Origin of the sequence: Brevundimonas sp. NPDC007368 (assembly GCF_042869015.1) — a bacterium.
Classification (GTDB): Bacteria; Pseudomonadota; Alphaproteobacteria; order Caulobacterales; family Caulobacteraceae; genus Brevundimonas.
In genome coordinates, this window is sequence record NZ_JBIAFA010000003.1 from 418,596 (window position 1) to 440,076 (window position 21,481).

Sequence of the window (21,481 nt, forward strand, 5' to 3'; positions counted from 1 at the left end):
TTTCCTTGAACGACCGGGGTCAGGCGACCGCCGGTTCGCCTTCCGCCTGAGGTTCATCGGGGACGTCGTGCTGGTTGAAGGGGCCCTTCTTGATCGCGCGAAGGATCAGACCGACCTCGATCACCGCCAGGGCGCCGTACAGGACGGTGAAGCCGATGATGGTGGTCCAAAGCTGCGGCACGGTCAGGCTGGACGCGCCCAGGAAGGTCGGCAGGACGCCTTCCACGGCCCAGGGCTGACGGCCCACTTCGGCCAGGACCCAACCGGACTCGATGGCGATCCACGGCAGGGGGATGGCCAGAACGGCCAGACGCAGGAACCAGCGCGTGTCGTGCTTGCGCAGGGTGCACAGGACGAAGGCCGTGGCGAACAGACCGATCATCAGGAAGCCGATGCCGGCCATGATGCGGAAGACCCAGAACATCAGCGGCACATTGGGTACGGTGTCCCAGGCCGCCTGCTTGATCTGCTCGGGCGTGGCCTGACGCGGATCGGCGACATAGCGTTTCAGCAGCAGGCCGTAGCCCAGGTCGTTGCGCACCGATTCAAACTGCGCGCGAGCAGCCGTGTCGGTGTGGTCGGCCTTGACCTTCTCCAGGGCGTCATAGGCGACAACACCGCGTTCGATACGGTCTTCGGCGACAGCGACCAGTTCCAGAATGCCGATCACCGGCTTGTCGATGCTGCGCGTCGAGATCAGGCCCAGGACATAGGGAATCTTGACCTCGAAATGGGTGTGACGGTCTTCCAGGCTGGGCAGGCCGAAGGCGGTCAGACCGGCAGGCGCCGGCTCGGTGCGCCACATGGCTTCCAGCGCGGCCAGCTTCATCTTCTGGTTGTCGGTCAGGGCATAGCCCGACTCATCGCCCAGAACGACGACTGACAGCGACGACAGCAGGCCGAAGGCGGCCGCCACGGTCATGGACCGCTTGGCGAACCCGACGTGCTTGCCCTTCAACAGATAGAAGGCCGAGATGCCCAGCACGACCACGGCGGCGCAGACGTAACCGGCCGAGACGGTGTGGACGAACTTGGCCTGGGCCACCGGGTTGAAGATCACCGCCATGAAGTCCACGACTTCCATGCGCATGGTGTCGGGGTTGAAGGCGGCGCCGACCGGGTTCTGCATCCAGCCGTTGGCGACCAGGATCCACAGGGCCGACAGGTTGGTGCCCAGCGCCACCAGGAAGGTGACGAACAGGTGCCCTACGCGCGGCAGCTTGTCCCAGCCGAAGAACATCAGGCCGACGAAGGTGGCTTCCAGGAAGAAGGCCATCAGCCCTTCAATGGCCAGCGGGGCCCCGAAGATGTCGCCGACATAGTGGGAGTAATAGGACCAGTTCATGCCGAACTGGAATTCCATGGTCAGGCCGGTGGCCACGCCCAGAACGAAGTTGATGCCGAACAGCACGCCCCAGAACCGGGTGATGGTTCGCCATATAGGCCTGCGCGTCATGACATAGATGCTCTCCATGATGACCAGCATGAAGGAGAGGCCCAGCGTGAGGGGCACGAACAGAAAGTGGTATAGCGCCGTCAGTGCGAACTGAAGGCGTGACAGGTCTACGACCGCCAGGTCGATCATGGGCTCAGGCTCCTGACCGCCAGCCCCCATCGACCGGCGTTCTACTATAACCTAAAGCAGCGCCGTGGGGCGCGCCTTGATCCGGATCAAAGCCCAACCGGGACGACTCGCTCTAGACGGCGTTTCGCCCAAGGCTGTTTCGTCACAAGGACGATTCGCCCAATGCGCCTTCGCGCTGGTCTATGTCTGTTCGCGCGGACGGAGCAGGAGAGACGATGACGGCCCAGCCGATCGAAGCAGACGCCGCACCGGCCCAATGGCTGAAGAAGGCCCTGTCGCCGCGCACGCGGATCATGTCCTTGGCCGGCGGCCTGGTGATCGCCGACGCGATTCCGGCCGTAGGGTTTGCGGCGGGCCTTGGACTGGCCGTCGGCGCCCTGCCGCAGGGATACAGCCACGCCCTGCCCGGCGCGGCCCTGGCCGTCGCCTCGCTTCTGACGCGCGGGGCGCTGACTCAGGTCGCGACCGTCGTGGCCGCGCGCGCCGCCCGCGCGGTCAAGGGGGACCTGCGGCGTCAGGTCCTGAACGGCGCCTTCTCCGGCCGCCTGTCCGACGCCGAGACCATGACCGCGACCGTCGAGGGGGTCGAGGCGCTGGACGGCCATGTCTCACGCTTCGGGCCCGCCCGCATGGCCGCCGCCGTGACGCCGCTTCTGCTGATCGCCGTGGCCGCCGTGGTCAGCCCCTTCACCGCCGGCATCCTCATCTTCACCCTGCTGCCCTTCGTCATCGGCATGGCCCTGACCGGCATGGCGGCGGGCGCCGAGAGCCGCCGTCAGTTCCAGGCGCTGGAACGGCTGTCCGGTCTCTTCCTCGACCGCATCCGCGCCCTGCCCGCCATCCTTGCCTTCCAGGCCGAGACGCAACAGACGGCGGTGATCGCTCGCGCCTCCGACGATCTGGCCCGCCGCACCGGCAAGGTGCTGAAGATCGCCTTCCTGTCCTCGGCGATTCTGGAGTTCTTCTCGGCCCTGGCGGTCGCGCTGGTCGCCGTCTATTGCGGCTTCAACCTGCTGAAGCTGCTGCCCTTCCCCGCGCCTGAGCAACTCAGCCTGACGCGCGCCTTCTTCCTGCTGGCCCTGGCGCCCGAAGTCTATGCCCCCATGCGCCGCCTGGCCGCCGCCTATCACGACCGTCAGGCCGCCGAATCCGCCGTGCCCAGCCTGAGGAAGCTGACCGAGAGCGCCGCGCCCGTCGCCGCGCCGCCCCCCGCGCCCGCCAGCGCCCCCGCCGTCGCTTTCCGCGACGTGACCATCGCCTATGAAGCGGGCGCGCCCGTCCTGACCGGCTTCAATCTGGCTGTCGCCCCCGGCGCCACCGTGGCCCTGCTGGGCGCCAGCGGCTCGGGCAAGAGCAGCCTGCTGCATCTCTTCCTCGGCCTGTCCCCGCTAAGCGACGGCGAGGTCGAGGTTGGCGACGTCCGCCTGTCCGACCATCCCGACCTGACCGCCTGGATCGCCTGGGCCGGTCAGGCGCCGGTCGTGGTGCCCGGAACCCTGGCCGAGAACATCGCCCTGGCCTGGCGCGGCGCGCCGTCAGGGCGCGTCATGGAAGCCGCCGCCCGCGCCGGCTTCACCGGCGACCTGAACCGGATCATCGACGAGCGCGGCGGCGGTCTGTCGGGGGGCGAGCGACGGCGGCTGGGTCTGGCCCGCGCCTTCCTCAAGCCCGCGCCGATCCTGCTGCTGGACGAGCCCACCGCCAATCTGGACGCCGCGTCGGAGGCCGCCCTGTTGCCGATCATCCGCGCCGCGGCCGAGGGCCGCACTACCCTGATCGCCACCCATTCCGAGGTCGTCGCCGAATTGGCCGACGTCGTGGTGCGGCTGTGAGCGCACCGAACATGTCCGGCGTCGCCCGCCTCAAGACCCTGATCCGCGCCCAGGAACGTCGTCAGGGCTTTCGCCTGCTGGCCGCCTCCGTCTGCGCTGCCCTCGTGTCCGCCGCAGCCGTCCTGCTGCTGGGGGTGTCAGGCTGGTTCATCACGGCTTCGGCCCTGGCCGGTCTTGCGGGGCCCCTGGTGGCCCACAGCTTCAACTTCATGGTGCCCAGCGCCCTGATCCGCTTCCTCGCCATCGTCCGCACCGGGTCGCGCTACGGCGAGCGGGTCACCGGCCACGACGCGGCGCTCAAGGCCCTGGCCGCCCTGCGTCCTCAGTTGTTCGAGAGCGTCGCGCGCGGCCCCGCAAGCCGCGCTCTGACGTTGGCGGGCGGCGATGCCTCCTCGCGGATGGTTCAGGACGTTGACGCGGTTCAGAACCGTTTCGTGCGCCTGTCCGCGCCCTGGGGCGCCGCCGCCGGTCTGGTGGCAGGCATCGGTCTGGCTCTGCTGACCGGCTGGATGACCGCCTTGACCATCGCGGCGGCCAGCGCCTTCAGCGTGCTCGCCGCGGCCCTCGTCGGCCGCGGGATGGCCGAGCCCGCCGGGCGCGCGGTTCAGGCCGCGTCGGGCGATCTCAAGACCGAGTTCGCCGCCCTGGCCGCCGCCGCGCCCGAGCTTCAGGCCTATGGCGTCAAGCCCTGGGCAGTGGAGCGTCTGGCCGAGCGCGGCGCGACGCTGGAACGCGCAACCCAACGCCTGGCCGTGGCCGGCGGCGGGATCCTGCTGCCCCAGTCAGCCGCCATGGCCTTGGCTGTACTTGGCGTGATGGCGACCGCCGGGGCCGCCTCCCCGCCCCTGATCGCCCTGGCCATTCTGGCCGCCGTCACCACCGTCGAGAGCGCTGGCGCCCTGCTGACCGCCTTCCGCCACAACGGCGCGGTTGAAGCGGCGGTCGAGCGTCTGGGCGACCTGCTGGAAGCCCCCGCGTCAGCGCCGGCGCAGCCCGCCGCCCCGATCATCGGCCTGAGCGCTGACCTCTTGCTGGCCCCGCCACGGCGCCTGGCCGTCACCGGCCCGTCCGGCGCCGGCAAGACCACCCTGATCGAGCGGCTGATGCACCTGCGCACGCCCCTGTCCGGCGAAGCGACCCTGGGCGGCGTCGACGCCGCCGACACCGCGCCCGACGCTGCCCGCGCCCTGTTCGCTTACGCCCCGCAACAGGCCGTGCTGCTGGCCGGCACGGTGCGTGAGAACCTGAAGCTGGCCCTGCCGGGCGCCGATGACGACGCCCTGTGGGCCGCGCTCGAAGACGCCGATCTGGCCGCCCGCATCCGCGCCGCGCCCGCCGGTCTGAACGCGCCTCTTGGCGAGAACGGCGCCCGCCTGTCGGGTGGCGAACGTCGTCGCCTGGGCCTGGCCCGCGCCTATCTGCGCCCCGCGCCCTGGCTGGTGCTGGACGAACCGACCGAAGGTCTGGACGCCGCCACGGAGACGCGCGTGCTGGAGCGCCTGACGGAGCGTCTGGCGCGCACCGGTCAGGGTCTGATCCTGGTCAGCCACCGCCCCGCCCCTCTGGCCCTGTGCGACGAGCGTCTGGCCGTCACGGGTCTGTCGCCGTCCGGGGCGGTTCAGATGGCGTTGCGGAAGGCGCAGGCGGCGGCCTGATCCGCCGACATTCCTTTGATCTCTATCAAGGCGCGCGGGCTCGCGAACGGCTTTGCTGGGATTAAAGGAGATATCCCATGCCCGCAGACGTCGTTCCCGTCATCGCCGCCATCGTGTCGGCCTTCCTGGTCTTCATGGCCGTCCTCGGCTTTGCCTCCGTCTGGAGCAACATGGACGACAAGGCGAAGAACTAACGACCTGGAACCCGCCATGAAAAAAGCGCACGCCCGTTGAACGGACGTGCGCTTTGTCGTTGTTGCAAACCGTGGCCCGACGCCGATCAGTCGGTGTCGGTCGGGCCGCTTTCCTGCCCCGGAATGATGGCCCGGAACAGCAACTTGTCGATCCGACGATCGTCCATATCCAGCACCTCGACCTCGAAGCGGCCCAGTTGAAGGATTTCGCCCTCCTGCGGCAGTCGCGACAGGTGGTGCAGCACCAGCCCGGCGACGGTGTGGAAGCTTTCGTGCTCGCCGAAGTCCTCTCCCAGTTCGTCGCCCAGTTCGTCCAGATCGGTCTGGCCGTCGACCGCCCATGAGCCGTCTTCGCGCTTGCGGACCGACTGGCCCAGTTCGTCGTGGCTCTCGTTGAAGTCGCCGGCGATCATTTCCAGCAGGTCGGTGGCGGTCACCACGCCTTCGAAGGCGCCGTACTCGTCGACGACGAAGGCCATGTGAACCTTGGAGCCCTTCAGGATCTCCAGCGCCTTTAGCACCGAGGTCGACTGCGGAATGAAAGCCGGCTCCGCCACCAGCTTCTCGATGTCGTAGGAGCCGTCGGTCAACAGGGCGTCAAGCAGGTCCTTCTTGTGAACCACGCCCAGGGGATTATCGACGTCGCTCTCGCGCGCCACGACGATGCGCGAATAGGGGCAGGTGCGGATTTCCTCGCGCAGCACTTCCTCAGAATCGTCCAGGGCGATCCAGAAGACCTCGTGGCGCGGCGTCATGGCCACGCGCACGGCGCGGTCACCCAGGCGCAGGATCTCCTCGATCATCTCCTGTTCTTCAGGCTCGATCAGGCCGGCGGACGTGCCTTCCGCCAGAATGCTCTCGACCTCTTCCTGGGTGACGTCCGAACCGTCGCGGTCCTTGACGCCGAGAAGTTTCAGGATGCCCGAGGTCGACGCCGTCAGCAGAAGCACGAAAGGCTTCATCAACAGGGCCATGGTCGAAATCGGCGCCGCCATCTTGGAGGCGATGGTCTCGGGGAAGATCAAGGCCAGACGCTTGGGCACCAGCTCACCGACGATCAGCGAGACATAGGTGATCAGCACGACCACCAGGGCCGTCGAAGCGAACTGCGAATAAGGCGCCAGCGCCGGGAAGCTGGTTTCCAGGATCCGGTCGAGCTCGCCCGCTATGGTCGCCTGACCATAGGCGCCCGCCAGAATGCCGATCAGGGTGATGCCGACCTGAACCGCCGACAGAAACTGCGTCGGCTCTTCGGACAGCTTCAGGGCCGCCCGGGCCCCGCGATCTCCGCGCTCGGCGCGGCTTTGCAGCTTGGATTTACGCGATGAAACGACCGCAAGCTCGGTCATGGCGAAAAGGCCGTTCAGCACCACAAGCAGCAGCACGACGGCGATAGCGATGGTCAACATCGAAAGGGGAGAAACCCGCAGCGCGGCGCGACAATCGGCGTCCGCGCGGCGACAATAAGGCCGAAGATGCGGCTACGCCAGCAAATCATGCGCCCGACGGCCGGTTCACCACGTCCGGCCGACGCCGACCGAGCCGTAAGCTCCTGGCTCGGATGGTCGCCCGCCGTCCTGAACCGCCGCGCAGGCGCTCATGCCGATGATGGTGCCGATGAACAGTCCCAGCCGGATCGCGCGCCGCATTTATGGTTACCCGATTGTTAACGTCGTTAGCCAACGTCATGGGCGAACGGCGGTTCCCTGGCCGTGACCTCAGGCGGCGGCGCACGCCTCGGCGCGCCAGGCCTCGGCCGCAGCGATGCCCTGGTTGAGGCCATCCAGCAGGATCTCGAGCGTCACCGGCTTGGCGACAAGGGCGTCCACGCCGACCTGCATCGCCTGCTGCTGATGGGCTTCGGTCGTGTTGGCGGTCAGCATGACGACCGGCGTGCGGTCCAGTCGATGCGCCGCCTCGTGCGCCCGGATCAGGCTGATCGCGGTCAGCCCGTCCATCACCGGCATCTGCATGTCCATCAGGATCATGTCGTACCGGTCGCGCAAGAACTGATCCACGCCCTGACGGCCGTCGTCCGCGGTGTCGATCTCGAAACCCAGCGGTTCCAGCAGGCAGCGCACAACCATCTGGTTGGCCGGATTGTCCTCGACCACCAGAACCCGCTGCGCCCTGTCCATCGCTTCGGCGCCGTCGTCGGGAGCCGTGTCGGCCGCCGCGCCCAGCCGCTGGATGGGCAGGATGACGGAGAATAGGCTGCCCTCGCCCGGCGTTGACCGCGCGGAAATCTCGCCGCCCATCAACTCAGCCAGAGACCGGCAGATCGACAGCCCCAGGCCGGTGCCGCCAAACTCGCGCGAAATGGTGTCGTCGGCCTGAACGAACGGATTGAACAGGCGCTGCGCCGTCTCAGGATCAAAGCCGATCCCGGTGTCCTTCACCTCGATCCGCAGGCGCTCGCCCTCGGCGCCGGTCGTTAGATCGACCCGCACGTCCACAGCGCCTTGCGGCGTGAACTTGACCGCGTTGGACACCAGATTGGACACGATCTGCGTGATCCGCACGCCGTCACCCAGCACCTGCCCTTCGGCGGCCTCCGAGAAGCTCACCGACAGGGTCACGTCCCGTTCCTCGGCGGCGGCGGCCCGCATCTCGACCACGGCGGCGATGTCGGCGCGCAGATCGAACGGGGCCGGCGCCAGACGGAACTGGCCCGCCTGCATCTTCGACAGGTCCAGCATGTCGTCCAGCACGCGCCGCAGGGAATCGCCCGCGCCGGTGATCAGCGACAGCATCTGCGTCTGCCGCTCGGTCAGGGTCGTGTGCGCCAGGGCCGAGGCCAGACCGAGGACGGCGTTCAGGGGCGTTCGCACCTCATGACTGATGTTGGCGAAGAAGCGGTCCCGCACCTGGGCCGCGCGGCGGGTCTCTTCCTGCGCGATCTCCAGCGCCTTCAGGGCCCGGACGTGATCGGAAACCTCGAAACGGATGGCCGTGTAGGTCTCGGGCCGTCCGTCCTCGCCGGGATTCGGCACGATGGTCGTGTCGACCCAGTACAGTTCACCGTTCTTGTTGCGGTTCTGGATCGTGCCGCGCCACACCCCGCCGCCGGCGATGGTCCGGTAAAGGTCCTGGAAGAACGCACGCGGGTGATGGCCGGAATTGACCAGCCTGTGGTTCTGCCCGACCAGTTCGTCGCGGCTGTAGCCGCTGACGTCCACGAACTTCTGATTGCAGTACAGAATCTGGCCGGCGCGGTCCGTGATGGCCACGATCGCCGCCTCGTCCAGAGCCCCGGACAGGCCCGCGCGACGCGGCCAGTCAATGTCAGTCATTAGGCTTCCCTTTCGTCAGGAAGGCCTTGCGCCAACTTCACCGCAGCTTCGTTAATATCATTGATATTCAGATACTTATTATCCTCGCCCGGCGAATTTTCTCTCCGATCAATTCGCCAAGGTCGCCCCCGACAGCAAAACGGCCCCCGGATTGCTCCGGGGGCCGCTCTGTTACGCTTTACGCTTGGCCTGACGCCCTTGCGGGCTGCTTCAGGCCGGTACGCTTACTGTTCGGGTCCGAAGACCCGGATCCATCGCTTAGGCGACGATCTTGGCCACGACGCCGGCGCCGACGGTGCGGCCGCCTTCACGGATGGCGAAGCGCAGCTTCTCTTCCATGGCGATCGGGGTGATCAGTTCGACGTCCAGCTCAGCGTTGTCGCCGGGCATGATCATCTCGACGCCTTCCTTCAGGTGCACGATGCCGGTCACGTCGGTCGTGCGGAAGTAGAACTGCGGACGGTAGTTCGTGAAGAACGGCGTGTGACGGCCGCCCTCTTCCTTGGTCAGGATGTAGGCTTCGGCCACGAACTTGGTGTGCGGGGTGATCGAACCCGGCTTGCACAGCACCTGGCCGCGCTCGACGTCTTCACGCTTGGTGCCGCGCAGCAGCACGCCCACGTTGTCGCCGGCTTGACCCTGGTCCAGCAGCTTGCGGAACATTTCGACGCCCGTGCAGGTCGTCTTCTGGACCGGACGGATGCCGACGATCTCGACTTCTTCACCGACCTTGACGATGCCGCGCTCGACGCGACCCGTGACCACGGTGCCGCGGCCCGAGATCGAGAACACGTCTTCGACCGGCATCAGGAAGGGCAGGTCGATCGGGCGTTCCGGCTGCGGGATGTAGTCGTCGACAGCCTGCATCAGCTTCAGGATGGCTTCTTCGCCGATGGCGGCGTCGCGGCCTTCGACGGCGGCCAGGGCCGAGCCCTTGACGACCGGGATGTCGTCGCCCGGGAACTGGTAGGACGACAGAAGTTCACGAACTTCCATCTCGACCAGCTCGAGCAGCTCTTCGTCGTCGACCATGTCGACCTTGTTCAGGAAGACCACCAGGGCCGGAACGCCGACCTGACGCGACAGCAGGATGTGCTCGCGGGTCTGCGGCATCGGGCCGTCAGCGGCCGAGCAGACCAGGATCGCGCCGTCCATCTGGGCGGCGCCCGTGATCATGTTCTTCACGTAGTCGGCGTGGCCGGGGCAGTCGACGTGCGCGTAGTGACGGTTGGCCGTCTCGTATTCCACGTGCGCCGTGTTGATCGTGATGCCGCGGGCCTTTTCTTCCGGCGCGGCGTCGATGTCGGCGTAGTTCATCGCCTTGCCGCCGCCGGCCTTCGCCAGCGTGATCGTGATCGCAGCCGTCAGCGTCGTCTTGCCGTGGTCAACGTGACCGATCGTGCCGATGTTGCAGTGCGGCTTAGTGCGTTCGAACTTTTCCTTGGCCATGGCCAAACTCCTGTGGCCCGGGTCCAAGGACGGAGGGGCGCTTTTGTCAGATCAAAAACCTGGAGCGGGTAGACGGGATCGAACCGACATCCTCAGCTTGGAAGGCTGCTGCACTACCATTGTGCTATACCCGCGCGAAGAATGCGTTGCCCCAACCTCGCGAGAGACTGGCGTTTCCGCACCCGATTCCTTTTCAGGGTTCCCGTCCTCTCGGCCTCGAAACGCGCGTGGTGGGGGAAGAAGGACTCGAACCTTCGAAGCTTTCGCAGCGGATTTACAGTCCGCCCCCTTTGCCACTCGGGACATTCCCCCAGCGCGCGTTTTCAAAACCGGTCTGGAATACGCAACACCACGATCTTTCGATCATTTTTGTCGCGAAAGCCTTCGTGTCCGGCGACGCCTGCTTTAGAGGAAGCGCCTGACCCGAAGCCCTGGGGCCCAAATCGGAGGCCGTCTTATAGTGTCGTCATTTTCAGAACGCAACGACCGGAAACCCGGTAAAAAACAATCTTTCCACAAGCGTGGAGAAAACCGTCCCGAGAAGGGTCGATCGGCTGCGTCGGCAGGTCGTTCCGGGGGAGATTCCGCCTCCAAGCCCCCGCGCGGCAAGGCCGATGCGGATAATTTTATCTGGGGCCGCCATCCGGTTCTGGCCGCTCTGGCCAATCCGACCCGCCGCGGAACGGGCCGTTTGATGGTCACGGAGGACAGAGCCGCTGAAATCGAACGGGAAAATCTGGCGAACGGCCACCGAATCGAGGTGATCGATTCGACCGCCCTGGCCCGAATGCTGCCCGCCGGCGCCGTTCATCAGGGCATGGTCTTCAAGGTTCAGCCGCTGGAAGGCGTGTCGCTGGAAGAGATTGCCGAAGACGCCCAGGGCGTGATCGTCATGCTGGATCAGTTGACCGACACCCAGAACGTCGGCGCCATCTTCCGTTCGGCCCTGGCCTTCGGCGCCAAGGGCATCGTGGTGCAGGACCGGCACTCGCCGGCCCTGGCCGGCGCCTTGGCGAAGGCGGCCGTCGGCGCGACCGAGCGCCTGCCCTGCGCCCGCGTCACCAACCTCAGTCGCGCGCTCGAGAAACTGGCCGACATGGGCTGGCGCGCCGTGGCCCTGGACGGCGCCGCCGAGCAGACGCTGGAGGAAGCCCTCGATTCGCGTCCGACCGTCCTGGTCATGGGCTCCGAAGGCGACGGCGTGCGCCGCCTGGTGGCCGAGCACTGCGACGTCCTGGCCAAGATCCCCATGCCCGGCGGCTTCGAAAGCCTGAACGTCTCCAACGCGGCGGCCATCGCCCTCTATGAAGCCGCGCGCACACAGCGCGCCGGCTGACCGGATCGTTCCCGCCGGTCACAGACTGGCGGGAGCGTGACTTTGCCGCTGCGGCGTCTTGGCGCAGCCCGGCCCGGGGCTTAAGAAACCCGGATGGAATTCCTTTCAGACCCCCATCTGCTCAGTCAGGCCTCCGCCCTCGGCAAGGTTCTGATGATCGATCTCGTTCTGGCCGGCGACAACGCCGTCGCCGTCGGCCTGGCCGCCGCCGCCCTGCCCCAGGAACAACGCCGCAAGGCCATCCTGATCGGTCTGGCCGCCGCCGTCGTCATGCGTATCGGTCTGGCCCTGATCACCGTGCAGCTTCTGGCCATCGTCGGCCTGCTGCTGGCGGGCGGCTTCCTGCTGCTGTGGGTCTGCTGGAAGATGTGGCGCGAGCTGCGCGAGCAGGCGACCCATGACCAGGCCGAGGCCGAGGCCGAGATCGAACGGGCCATGGCCATCGAGCACGGCGGCGGCCCCTCGCCCGAGGAACTGGGCCTCAAGCGCAAGACCTTCGGCGCCGCCCTGATCCAGATCATGATCGCCGACCTGACCATGTCGCTGGACAATGTGCTGGCCGTCGCCGGCGCCAGCCATGACCACCCCTGGATCATGGTCTTCGGCCTGATCCTGTCGATCGCCCTGATGGGTCTGGCCGCCAGCTTCATCGCCAAGCTATTGAACCGCTATCGCTGGATCGCCTATGTGGGTCTGGTCATCGTCCTGTACGTCGCCCTGCACATGATCTGGGACGGCGGCCGTTCGGTCATCGTGCGCACCGGCCACGCCGACCAGTTCAACGCCTCGGCCCCCGCCTTCCTCGACATCGGCGCCGAGGAGCAGGCCAAGCACATGAAGCACGCCGGCGCCGGCAGCAAGGACGCTACCCCCGCCGCCCTGCCCGGCGCGCGGGAACAACGAAGCGCGCCGCCGGAGGCGGCGCCCGCGCACTGACCCGACAACAAAAGGCCCGGAGCAATCCGGGCCTTTTCTCTTTTACTGGGTCAGCGCTTCGTGTCCGCGCAGCCAACCCGTGACTGAAATCCGGTCCTCCCCGGCTGACAGGGCGACCTGGGTGACCGAATGGGGCGTCGGGACCCGGAGCAGGTTCAACGTGTTGAAGCAGGGCGTGAAGGCTTCGGCCACGTTGCCGTCGTCGCCATGGAAGGCCAGCAATCCGCCCCAGTCGATCCGCCAGACCGGCGTCAAGTTCAGCACATAGGCGAAATAACGGTTCTTTCCCTCGGCGTGATCGTCATGCTCGGTGAGGAAGTGCCCGGCGCGAAAACGGGTCAGTTGGGCGTCGGCCAGGGCGATGCGCGGCTGGTCCGTCAGGTCGCGCATAAGGTCCAGAAAGGCCTCGCCGTTCAGGAAGGCCAGCAGATCGGCCCAGATCGGCGCCGCTTGTCCCGCCTGAACCAGGTCGAAGACCGGGTGGTTGTCATACAGATACTGGAAGCCGTCCGTGGCGGCGGACTGGATCGCCTGACCCAGGGCCTGCTTCTGTCCCGGCTGAAGCGAGGCCAGCCAGGCGCCCGGCAGGTCGACATGGCCCGTCCCGCGCCGGGTCACGACATTATAGTCCGTCTCGCAGGCCGCCGCGTGCAGGGCCTGGGCCGAGGCCGGCGACAGGATATCGCGGACCTGGGCCCGACCGCTCGCCGCGAGACGCCCGCGCACCGCCGCGCGCCGGTCCGGGGACAGGTCGCTCAAGGCCGGCTTGTGCGCTCCCGCCGTCACCCCTCCGCGCCGCCGAAGCGTTCGGTCCATTCGGCCACCTGGGCGTCCTCGATCTTGGCGAACAGGACGGCGGCGGCCGCCACCGTCTGACCGGCCGGAACCAGGTTCAGCAGGTCGGCCTCGGCAGACGGCCAGGACAGGTCGGTGGCGCTGACCGTGGCGCCGATGCGCTCGGCGCTGCCCGGCATGAAGGGTACGGTGATGCGGGCGAACAGGGCGACCAGCGACAGGCCGGTGCGGACGACGACGGCGGCGCGGTCGCGGTCCGTCTTCAGAGCCGTCCACGGGGCGGCTTCCTGCAGATACTCATTGCCCAGCACCCACAGCGCGCGCGCGGCCTGGGCCGCCTTGCGGAACTCCATGGCCTCGAACTCGGCGGTCAGGGTTTCCAGACCGGCCTTGATGTCGGCGGCCAGCTTGACCTCCAGCGGACCGGCCTCGCCGCCCTCGGGCACGGCGCCGTCGAACTTGGATTCCGTGAACTTGACGATGCGGTTGACGAAGTTGCCCAGCACATCGGCCAGGTCCTTGTTCGTCGTCGCCTGGAACTGCTCCCAGGTGAAGGCCGCGTCGGAGTGTTCCGGCCCATAGGCCGTCAGATGCCAGCGCCAGTAGTCGGCGGGCAGCAGCTCCAGCGCCTGATCCATGAAGACGCCCCGGCCCATGCTGGTCGAGAACTTGCCGCCATACCAGTTCAGCCAGTTGAAGGCCTTGAGCTGATCGACCGTCTTCCACGGCTCGCCCGAACCGAGGATGGTGGCGGGGAAGCTGACGGTGTGGAAGGCGACGTTGTCCTTGCCCATGAACTGGACGTAGCGCACGTCGTCCGCGCCCTCGTCCAGACGCCACCACGAGCGCCAGTCGCCGCCGTTGGCGTCCGCCCACTCCTCGGTCGCGCCGATGTATTCGATGGGGGCGTCGAACCAGACGTAGAAGACCTTGCCCTCCATGCCGGGACGCGGGCCGCCGTCAGGGCCGACGACCGGCACGCCCCACTTCAGGTCGCGGGTGATGCCGCGGTCGATCAGGCCCTCGTCCAGATGCTTGTAGGCGATGGAGCGGGCCAGCGGCTGCCAGCCCTCGGAACGGGCGTCGACCCAGGCGCGGACGTCGTCGGCCACCTTGGTTTGCAGCAGATAGAGGTGGCGCGTGTCGCGAACTTCAAGGTTGCGGCTGCCCGAAACCGCCGAATAGGGATTGATCAGGTCGGTCGGGTCCAGCAAGCGGCCGCAGTTGTCGCACTGATCGCCGCGCGCCTTCTCATAGGCACAGTGGGGGCAGGTCCCTTCGACATAGCGGTCGGGCAGGAAACGGGCGTCGTCGATCGAGTAGATCATCCGGTCGACGCGCTCCTCGATCAGGCCGCGTTCTTCCAGCACCTTGGCGAAGTGCTGAGTCAGGCGCTTGTTCGGCTCGTTGGAGCTGCGGCCGAAGACGTCGAACGACAGGCTGAAGGCCTCGCCGGCCTTCTTCTGAACCTCATGCTGTTCGTCGCAATAGGTGCGGACGTCCTGCCCGGCGGCGGCGGCGGCGAGTTCCGCCGGGGTGCCGTGCTCGTCGGTGGCGCAGACATAGAGGACGTCGTGGCCGCGCCCGCGCATGAACCGCGCCCAGACATCGGCGGGCAACATGGACCCGGCCAGATTCCCAAGGTGCTTGATGCCGTTGATGTAGGGCAGCGCCGAGGTGATGAGGATGCGGGCCATGGTCGTCCAGTCTGCGGGAGGAAGCAGACGGATATAGAGGCCCGTTACGCCCGCGTCACCCCGCCGTCACTCCTCAGGCCGGAAGCCGCCTGGCGATCCGCACGAAGCGCCCGGTCAGCAGCGCGCCCGAGATCAGGCTGGCCACGATGACCGACCAGACCAGGCCATCCACGCCGATCCGGTGCGCCAGCCACCAGCCCAGCGGGATCATGATGATGCCGTAGGACAAGAGGTGCATCAGCGTCGGCCAGACCACGTCGCCCGCCGCGCGGTTGGCCTGGGCCGCGACCACCTGCTGGGCGTCGGCGACAAAGAACAGGGTCGCCAGCACCAGGGCCGGGGCGGCGATGGCCAGGATGGCCGGGTCGGTCGTATAGGCGCTGACCACCAGGGGCGCGGTCAGCCACAGGCCGATGGCGATGATGAAGGCCAGAACCGTCACCACGCCAATGCCCGCCAGACCGCCGCGCATGACTCCGGCCTTGTCGCCCGCGCCGTAGCTGCGGCCCACCAGAACCGCCGTCGCCGACGACAGGCCCATGGGAACCATGAAGACGATGGCGGAAACGTTGATGACGACCGCCCAGCTGGCGGTCTCGGCCGCGCCCAGCTGACCGGCGAACAGGGTCATGGCGGCGAAGGCCCCGACCTCGATGAAGTTGGACGAACCGGCCCCGACGCCGACCTTGACCTGCTCGCGCTCGACCGCCTTGTCCCGCCTGGGCTTGTTGAACAGGCCCCATTCCTTCGCCTCAGGCAGGCGCAGGATGAAGATGACTAGGAAGATCGCCAGCGCCATGCGGGCCCCGAAGGTGGCCCAGGCCGAGGCCTGTGCGCCGTGCATGCCGAGGCCCAGAATGTCGGGCACCAGCAGAAGGTTCAGAGCCAGGTTGACCGCATTGGCCACCCACATGGCGACCATGCCGGCCTTGGGCCGATGCAGACCCTCAAGGAAGAACTGGGCCGCGACCGAGATCAGATAAGCGGGCATCGACAGGGCGAAGATCATCAAGACCGGCGAGGCGCCCTCGCCCAGTCCGTCTTCCAGCCCCATGTGGCGCAGGCCGAACGGCCCCAGCGCCATCAGGACGATCATGGAGACGAAACCGATCTGCATGGCGTAGACCATGCCGCGGCGCAACACGGCGCCGACCTCGTCCTTGCGCCCCTCGCCCAGCAGGCGGGCGGTCATCACTTGGACCCCCATCATCAGGCCGACCGCCGTGGTCAGCACGACCGAGGACGGCGCCCAGGCCAGGGAGTGATAGGCCAGTTCGCGGCTGGCGTAGTGGCCGACGACGATGGCGTCGGTCAGACCCATGGTCATGATGCCCAAACGCGCCATGACGACCGGCCAGGCCAGCTTCAGCAGCTCGGACAGGGTCTCGCGGGTCTTGAAGCTGAGCAGGGCGTTGGTCATGGGAGCCGGGACAGGCCACGGGTGCGACCAAAGGTCAACACTTGCGGCCTAAAGCCACAAAAGGGTCACCAGGCGCCCAGTTCGCGCAGCTCGCGCGCCAGGTCGTCGGGCAGGTCCGTCGCCTCGGCCACGGACAGGTCCGGCGGCGCGTCCTTGGGATCCAAATAGCGCCAGCCCTGAAACGGCCGCCGGGCCAGGGGCGCGGTGCGGATGACCTGGCTGTCCAGCCTGATCTCGCAGCGGCTGTCCTTGCCCTCGCCCACGGTCGTGATGTCGAGGATGCGCTGACGGCAGGTCACCGAGCCCTTCATCACCCAGTAGAGCGAACCGCCGTCCTCGATCTCGGCCGCGCGCTTGGGCGTCATGCGGGTGTGGACGATGCGCCAGTCAGAACGCGCGGCGTTCGCTTCCAGCGTCTCAACCTCGGACACGCCGACGCAGAGTTTGATCATGTGAAGGGGCATGGGGGTGCAGATAGTCTCTTGGCCGGATCGGCGAAACCACCTCTTCCGTCATCCCGGGGCCGCGCAGCGGAACCCGGGACCCAGACGGCGGCCCTGATCCAACCCTGTCCGTGTTTGCAGCTAGGGCCTGGGTCCCGGATCGGCCTGACGGCCGTCCGGGATGACGGATGGGTTAGTCCGCCGCCTTCACCACGGCCAGAACCGCGCCGTCCACGACCTGATCGCCGACGGCGACGTTGAACTCGGCCACCACGCCGTCGAAGGGCGCGGTCAGGGCGTGCTCCATCTTCATGGCCTCCAACACCACGACCGGCTGGCCCTTGGTCACGGCGTCGCCGGCCTTGGCGGGCGCGGCGACGATCTTGCCCGGCATCGGCGCACGCAGGCCGCCGTCGGAGGCGGAGCCGCCCGCGCCCGCGCTGGCCTTGCGGCGGCGGAATTCGATGACGTCGCCGTCGTCGAAGACCACGATGCGCTCAGCGTCGGGGGCAAAGGCGGTGACGACCTCACCGTCGACCACGACCAGATCGGTCTCACCATAGACGCGGGCGCTTTCGCCCCCCACGCCGACGTCGAAGCTTGACTGACGCCCGTGCCAGCCGGGCTCGCCGGTGAGGGTCACGTCGTGATGCTGATCGCCGTGGTGCAGGGCCGTGCGCGACTGGGCCGCGCCATTCATGCGGAAGCCGAACAGGCCCGCCCGCCACGGCGCCAGCGACTTGTCCTCGACGTCGAAGGCGGCGGCGTCGGCCTCAAGCCCGATCAGGCCGGCGGCGGCGGCGACCGCGCGCGGGCGGCCTTCCGACTTCAGCAACTCGCCCTCCTCCGCCGCGATAAAGCCCGTATCCACGTCGCCCTCGACGAAGCGCGGGTGGTCCAGGCAGCGGGCCAAGAAGCCGGCGTTGGTGCGGACGGGCCAGACCTCGACCTCGCGGCAGGCGTTGGCCAGGCGGGCGGCTGCGGCCTCGCGGCTGTCGGCGTGGACGATCAGCTTGGCGATCATGGGGTCGTAGAACTGGCTGACCTCGCCGCCCTGCTCCACGCCGGTATCGACGCGAATGTCGTCGGGCAGGACGAAGTGATCCAGCCGTCCGATGGACGGCAGGAAGCCGTGGGCCGGGTCCTCGGCATAGAGGCGGGCCTCCATGGCCCAGCCCTTCATCGGGATCTCTTCCTGCTTCAGCGGGATCGGCTCGCCCGCCGCGACGCGCAGTTGCCATTCGACCAGATCGACGCCGGTGATGCTCTCGGTCACCGGGTGCTCGACCTGCAGCCGGGTGTTCATCTCCATGAACCAGATGCGGTCGGCCTTCAGCCCTTCGGAGGCGTCGGCGATGAACTCGATGGTCCCCGCGCCCTGATAGTTCACGGCCTTGGCGGCGCGCACGGCGGCGGCGGTGACGGCCTCGCGCGTGGCGGCGTCCATGCCCGGCGCCGGGGCCTCCTCGATCACCTTCTGGTGGCGGCGTTGCAGCGAGCAGTCGCGTTCATGCAGGTGGACGACAGTACCGTGGCTGTCGCCGAAGACCTGCACCTCGATATGGCGCGGACGGGTGATGTAGCTCTCGATCAGCACGCGCGGATCGCCGAAGGACGACTGGCCCTCACGTTGCGCCGAGGCCAGGCCGTCGGCGAAGTCCTCGGCGCGGTCGACCTTCTTCATGCCCTTGCCGCCGCCGCCGGCGACGGCCTTGATGAGGACCGGGAAGCCGATGCGGTTCGCCTCGGCCGTCAGGGTCTCGACCGACTGGTCCTCGCCCTGATAGCCGGGGGTGACGGGCACGCCCGCCTCAATCATCAGCTTCTTGGCCGCGTCCTTCAGGCCCATGGCGCGGATCGAGGACGGCTGCGGGCCGATCCAGACAATGCCCGCCTCCATGACCGCCTCGGCGAAGTCGGCGTTCTCGGACAGGAAGCCGTAGCCGGGGTGGATGGCCTCGGCCCCTGTCGCCTTGGCCGCCGCCAGCACCTTGGCCGCATCCAGGTAGGATTCGCGCGCCGCCGCCGGGCCGATCAGCACCGCCTCGTCCGCCTCGCGCACGTGCAGGGCGTTGGCGTCGGCCTCGGAATAGACGGCGATGGTGCGCAGGCCCATGCGGCGAGCGGTGCGGAAGACGCGGCAGGCGATCTCGCCGCGATTGGCGACCAGGACGGACTTGAACATTCGGCTACCTTATTGCGCCCAGCTCGGGGCGCGCTTGTCGAGGAAGGCGCGAACGCCTTCCTGGCCTTCTTCCGAGACACGGGCGCGGGCGATGCGTTTGGCGGTCTCTTCCAGCAGGCGATGGTCGATGGCCTCGCCCGCCACGTCGTTCACCAGACGCTTGGCCTCGCCCATGGCGCCGGGCGCGCAGGTCGTCAGGCTGTCGGTCAGCATGGAGATGAACTCGTCCACCGAACCTTCCGGCAGGACCAGATCAATCAGGCCCGCATGGGCGGCGTAGTCGGCGTCGAAGATGTTGGCCGTCAGGAACAGCTGGCGAGCGCGGCGCGCGCCGACGGCCTCGATGACATAGGGGGCGATGGTCGCCGGGATCAGGCCCAGCTTGACCTCGGAGAAGGCGAAGCGCGCGCCCTCGACCGCCACGGCCATGTCGCAGGCGGCGACGATGCCCGCCCCGCCGCCCATAGCCGCGCCCTCGACCAGGGCCACCGTCAGGGCCGGCACGTCGTGCAGGGCCTTGAGCATCTTGGCCAGACCCATGGCGTCGTCGCGGTTGTCGGCCTCGGACCAGCCCGCGGCGTCGGCCATCCAGTTCAGGTCGGCGCCCGCGCTGAAGGTGCCGCCTGCGCCGCGGATGAAGACCACGCGCACCCGGTCGGCGCCCTGCAGCGTCTCGAAGGCTTCGAACAGGGCCGCGATGGTGGCGGCGTCGAAGGCGTTCTTCTTCTCCGGCCGGTTGATGGTGACGAAGACCACGCCCGACGGCAGGGCGTCGATCTTGACCAGCTCATTATCCGCGTCCGGCGCCGGATCGGCGACGAAGGGATGGGCGATGGCGTTCATCTCGACCGCCTCGGCGTCGGTGACGTCCAAAGCGTTCAGGTCTTCTTCGGTCGGTTTCTGGTCGGTCATGGTCGGCTCCTTCGCCGAAGTGAAACGCGGCAGCAGGGCTTTGGTCCTTGCTGCGGATCAATGTTGAGCTTGCGCCCGATTACATCCGGAACACGCCGAAGGTCGTCTCGGGAATCGGGGCGTTCAGGCTGGCGCTGATGGCCAGGCCCAGGACGTCGCGGGTCTGGGCCGGGTCGATGACGCCGTCGTCCCACAGGCGGGCGGTGGCGTAATAGGGGTTGCCCTCGTCCTCGTACTTCTGGCGGATCGGCGCCTTGAAGGTCTCGGCCTCCTCGGGCGTCCATGTATCCGCGTCGCGGTGAACGGTGGCCAGGACGCTGGCCGCCTGCTCGCCGCCCATCACGCTGATGCGGCTGTTGGGCCAGGTGAAGAGGAAGCGCGGGCTGTAGGCCCGGCCGCACATGCCGTAGTTGCCGGCGCCGAAGCTGCCGCCGATCAGGACGGTGAACTTGGGCACCTCGGCCGAGGCGACCGCCGTGACCAGCTTGGCGCCATGTTTGGCGATGCCTTCGGCCTCATACTTTCCGCCGACCATGAAGCCCGAGATGTTCTGCAGGAAGAGCAGCGGAATCTTGCGCTTGCACGCCAGTTCGATGAAGTGCGCGCCCTTCTGGGCGCTCTCGCTGAACAGGACCCCGTTGTTGGCCAGGATTGCGACCGGCTGCCCCCAGATACGGGCGAAGCCGCACACCAGCGACGTGCCGTAGAGGGCCTTGAACTCGTCCAGTTCCGAGCCGTCGACAATGCGGGCGATGACCTCGCGCACGTCATAGGGGGCGCGGACGTCGTCGGGGATGATGCCGTACAGTTCCGCCGGATCATAGGCCGGGGCGCGCGGCTCGCGCACGTCCAGCGGCTGGGGCTTGATGGTGTTCAGGTTGGCGACGATGGAGCGGACGATTTCCAGGGCGTGCTCATCGTTCTCGGCCACATGGTCGACCACGCCCGACTTGCGGCCGTGGGTCTCGGCGCCGCCCAGTTCCTCGGCCGAGATGACCTCGCCGGTCGCGGCCTTCACCAGCGGCGGCCCGGCCAGGAAGATGGTGCCCTGATTGCGCACGATCACCGTCTCGTCGGACATGGCGGGCACATAGGCGCCGCCCGCCGTGCAGGAGCCCATGACGCAGGCGATCTGAGGAATCGACTTCGCGCTCATCCGCGCCTGGTTGAAGAAGATGCGGCCGAAATGGTCGCGGTCCGGGAAGACCTCGGCCTGGTGCGGCAGGTTGGCCCCGCCGGAATCGACCAGATAGACGCAGGGCAGGTTGTTCTGCTCGGCGATTTCTTGGGCCCGCAGGTGCTTCTTCACCGTCAGGGGATAGTAGGCGCCGCCCTTCACCGTCGGGTCGTTGGCGACGATCATGACCTCGCGGCCCGACACCCGGCCGACGCCGCAGATCATGCCCGCGCCGGGCGCTTCGTCGCGATACATGCCGTTGGCGGCCAGTTGGCCGACCTCGAGGAAGGGCGAGCCGGGGTCCAGCAGGCGCTCGACCCGGTCGCGCGGCAACAGCTTGCCTCGCGCCACATGGCGGTCGCGGCTGGCGTCGGAGCCGCCGCGCGCGGCCTTGGCCACCTTCTCGTAAAGCTCTTCTCGCAGGGCGCGATTGTGCGCATCCAGCGACTTGAAAGCAGGACTGTTGCGATCGACAGCAGAAATCAGCTTGGGCATGCCCCAAGGTTTAGGAGGCTTCCGCCTCGGGTGGAAGTCGTTCTGTTTCCCGTCCGACGAAATCCGGCCTAAACCCC

16 protein-coding genes and 2 tRNA genes are annotated in these 21,481 nt (G+C 67.6%); 4 read left to right on the forward strand and 14 right to left on the reverse strand.

All coding sequences use genetic code 11. The features are described 5' to 3' along the window. Window positions 1-19: 19 nt before the first annotated feature. Window positions 20-1,582 carry a cytochrome ubiquinol oxidase subunit I gene (locus ACFYLW_RS08750; protein ID WP_312064545.1) on the reverse strand — a complete coding sequence of 521 codons (1,563 nt, stop codon included), beginning with the start codon at window positions 1,580-1,582 and terminating at the stop codon, window positions 20-22. Between the two features lie 218 nt (window positions 1,583-1,800). Between ACFYLW_RS08750 and cydD the strand changes: the two genes are divergently transcribed. Further along, window positions 1,801-3,417 carry a thiol reductant ABC exporter subunit CydD gene (cydD, locus tag ACFYLW_RS08755; RefSeq protein WP_390182959.1) on the forward strand — a complete coding sequence of 539 codons (1,617 nt, stop codon included), beginning with the start codon at window positions 1,801-1,803 and terminating at the stop codon, window positions 3,415-3,417. Next, window positions 3,414-5,072, forward strand: coding sequence for an ATP-binding cassette domain-containing protein (locus ACFYLW_RS08760; RefSeq protein WP_313473098.1), 1,659 nt, complete (start codon window positions 3,414-3,416; stop codon window positions 5,070-5,072). The genes cydD and ACFYLW_RS08760 overlap by 4 nt, the downstream gene beginning before the upstream one ends. 280 nt (window positions 5,073-5,352) lie before the next feature. On the opposite strand, the gene ACFYLW_RS08765 is transcribed toward ACFYLW_RS08760, so the two are convergent. From ACFYLW_RS08765 to ACFYLW_RS08790, 6 genes are all read right to left on the reverse strand, one after another. After that, the gene (locus ACFYLW_RS08765) at window positions 5,353-6,675 is read right to left on the reverse strand and encodes a hemolysin family protein (RefSeq protein WP_313473096.1); all 1,323 of its coding nucleotides are present in this window, start codon (window positions 6,673-6,675) and stop codon (window positions 5,353-5,355) included. A 105-nt stretch (window positions 6,676-6,780) separates the two neighbouring features. Continuing rightward, entirely contained in the window at window positions 6,781-6,915 is a 135-nt protein-coding gene (locus tag ACFYLW_RS08770; protein ID WP_313473094.1) for a hypothetical protein, read from the reverse strand. A 69-nt stretch (window positions 6,916-6,984) separates the two neighbouring features. Beyond that, a complete protein-coding gene (locus ACFYLW_RS08775) occupies window positions 6,985-8,559 on the reverse strand; it encodes an ATP-binding protein (protein WP_313473092.1) in 1,575 nt (524 codons plus the stop codon). Window positions 8,560-8,817: 258 nt separating this feature from the next. Further along, entirely contained in the window at window positions 8,818-10,008 is a 1,191-nt protein-coding gene (gene tuf / locus ACFYLW_RS08780; protein ID WP_313413045.1) for an elongation factor Tu, read from the reverse strand. Between the two features lie 60 nt (window positions 10,009-10,068). Further along, a tRNA-Gly gene (locus ACFYLW_RS08785) sits at window positions 10,069-10,142 on the reverse strand. Window positions 10,143-10,236: 94 nt separating this feature from the next. After that, window positions 10,237-10,320, reverse strand: a tRNA-Tyr gene (locus ACFYLW_RS08790). Between the two features lie 148 nt (window positions 10,321-10,468). On the opposite strand from ACFYLW_RS08790, the gene rlmB reads away from it, so the two are divergent. Beyond that, a complete protein-coding gene (rlmB, locus tag ACFYLW_RS08795) occupies window positions 10,469-11,344 on the forward strand; it encodes a 23S rRNA (guanosine(2251)-2'-O)-methyltransferase RlmB (protein ID WP_390182960.1) in 876 nt (291 codons plus the stop codon). A 93-nt stretch (window positions 11,345-11,437) separates the two neighbouring features. Next, window positions 11,438-12,280, forward strand: coding sequence for a TerC family protein (locus ACFYLW_RS08800; RefSeq protein WP_313472837.1), 843 nt, complete (start codon window positions 11,438-11,440; stop codon window positions 12,278-12,280). 42 nt (window positions 12,281-12,322) lie between these two features. Here the strand turns inward: ACFYLW_RS08800 and ACFYLW_RS08805 are convergent, their stop codons facing one another. The 7 genes from ACFYLW_RS08805 to ACFYLW_RS08835 form a co-directional block, all read right to left on the reverse strand. Further along, window positions 12,323-13,039 carry a 2OG-Fe(II) oxygenase family protein gene (locus tag ACFYLW_RS08805; protein ID WP_313472838.1) on the reverse strand — a complete coding sequence of 239 codons (717 nt, stop codon included), beginning with the start codon at window positions 13,037-13,039 and terminating at the stop codon, window positions 12,323-12,325. A 23-nt stretch (window positions 13,040-13,062) separates the two neighbouring features. Beyond that, complete coding sequence (gene metG, locus ACFYLW_RS08810) at window positions 13,063-14,772, reverse strand: methionine--tRNA ligase (protein ID WP_313472839.1); 1,710 nt, start codon at window positions 14,770-14,772, stop codon at window positions 13,063-13,065. A 73-nt stretch (window positions 14,773-14,845) separates the two neighbouring features. Next, complete coding sequence (locus tag ACFYLW_RS08815) at window positions 14,846-16,192, reverse strand: MATE family efflux transporter (protein WP_313472840.1); 1,347 nt, start codon at window positions 16,190-16,192, stop codon at window positions 14,846-14,848. 65 nt (window positions 16,193-16,257) lie between these two features. Continuing rightward, window positions 16,258-16,656: a DUF1489 domain-containing protein gene (locus tag ACFYLW_RS08820; protein WP_313472841.1), complete on the reverse strand. Its 399-nt coding sequence runs from the start codon at window positions 16,654-16,656 to the stop codon at window positions 16,258-16,260. Between the two features lie 172 nt (window positions 16,657-16,828). After that, window positions 16,829-18,820: a biotin carboxylase N-terminal domain-containing protein gene (locus tag ACFYLW_RS08825; protein WP_313472842.1), complete on the reverse strand. Its 1,992-nt coding sequence runs from the start codon at window positions 18,818-18,820 to the stop codon at window positions 16,829-16,831. A 9-nt stretch (window positions 18,821-18,829) separates the two neighbouring features. Continuing rightward, window positions 18,830-19,732, reverse strand: a complete 903-nt coding sequence (locus ACFYLW_RS08830; protein WP_313472843.1) for an enoyl-CoA hydratase-related protein — start codon at window positions 19,730-19,732, stop codon at window positions 18,830-18,832. A gap of 79 nt (window positions 19,733-19,811) precedes the next feature. Further along, window positions 19,812-21,404, reverse strand: coding sequence for a carboxyl transferase domain-containing protein (locus ACFYLW_RS08835; RefSeq protein WP_390182961.1), 1,593 nt, complete (start codon window positions 21,402-21,404; stop codon window positions 19,812-19,814). Between the last annotated feature and the right edge of the window lie 77 nt (window positions 21,405-21,481).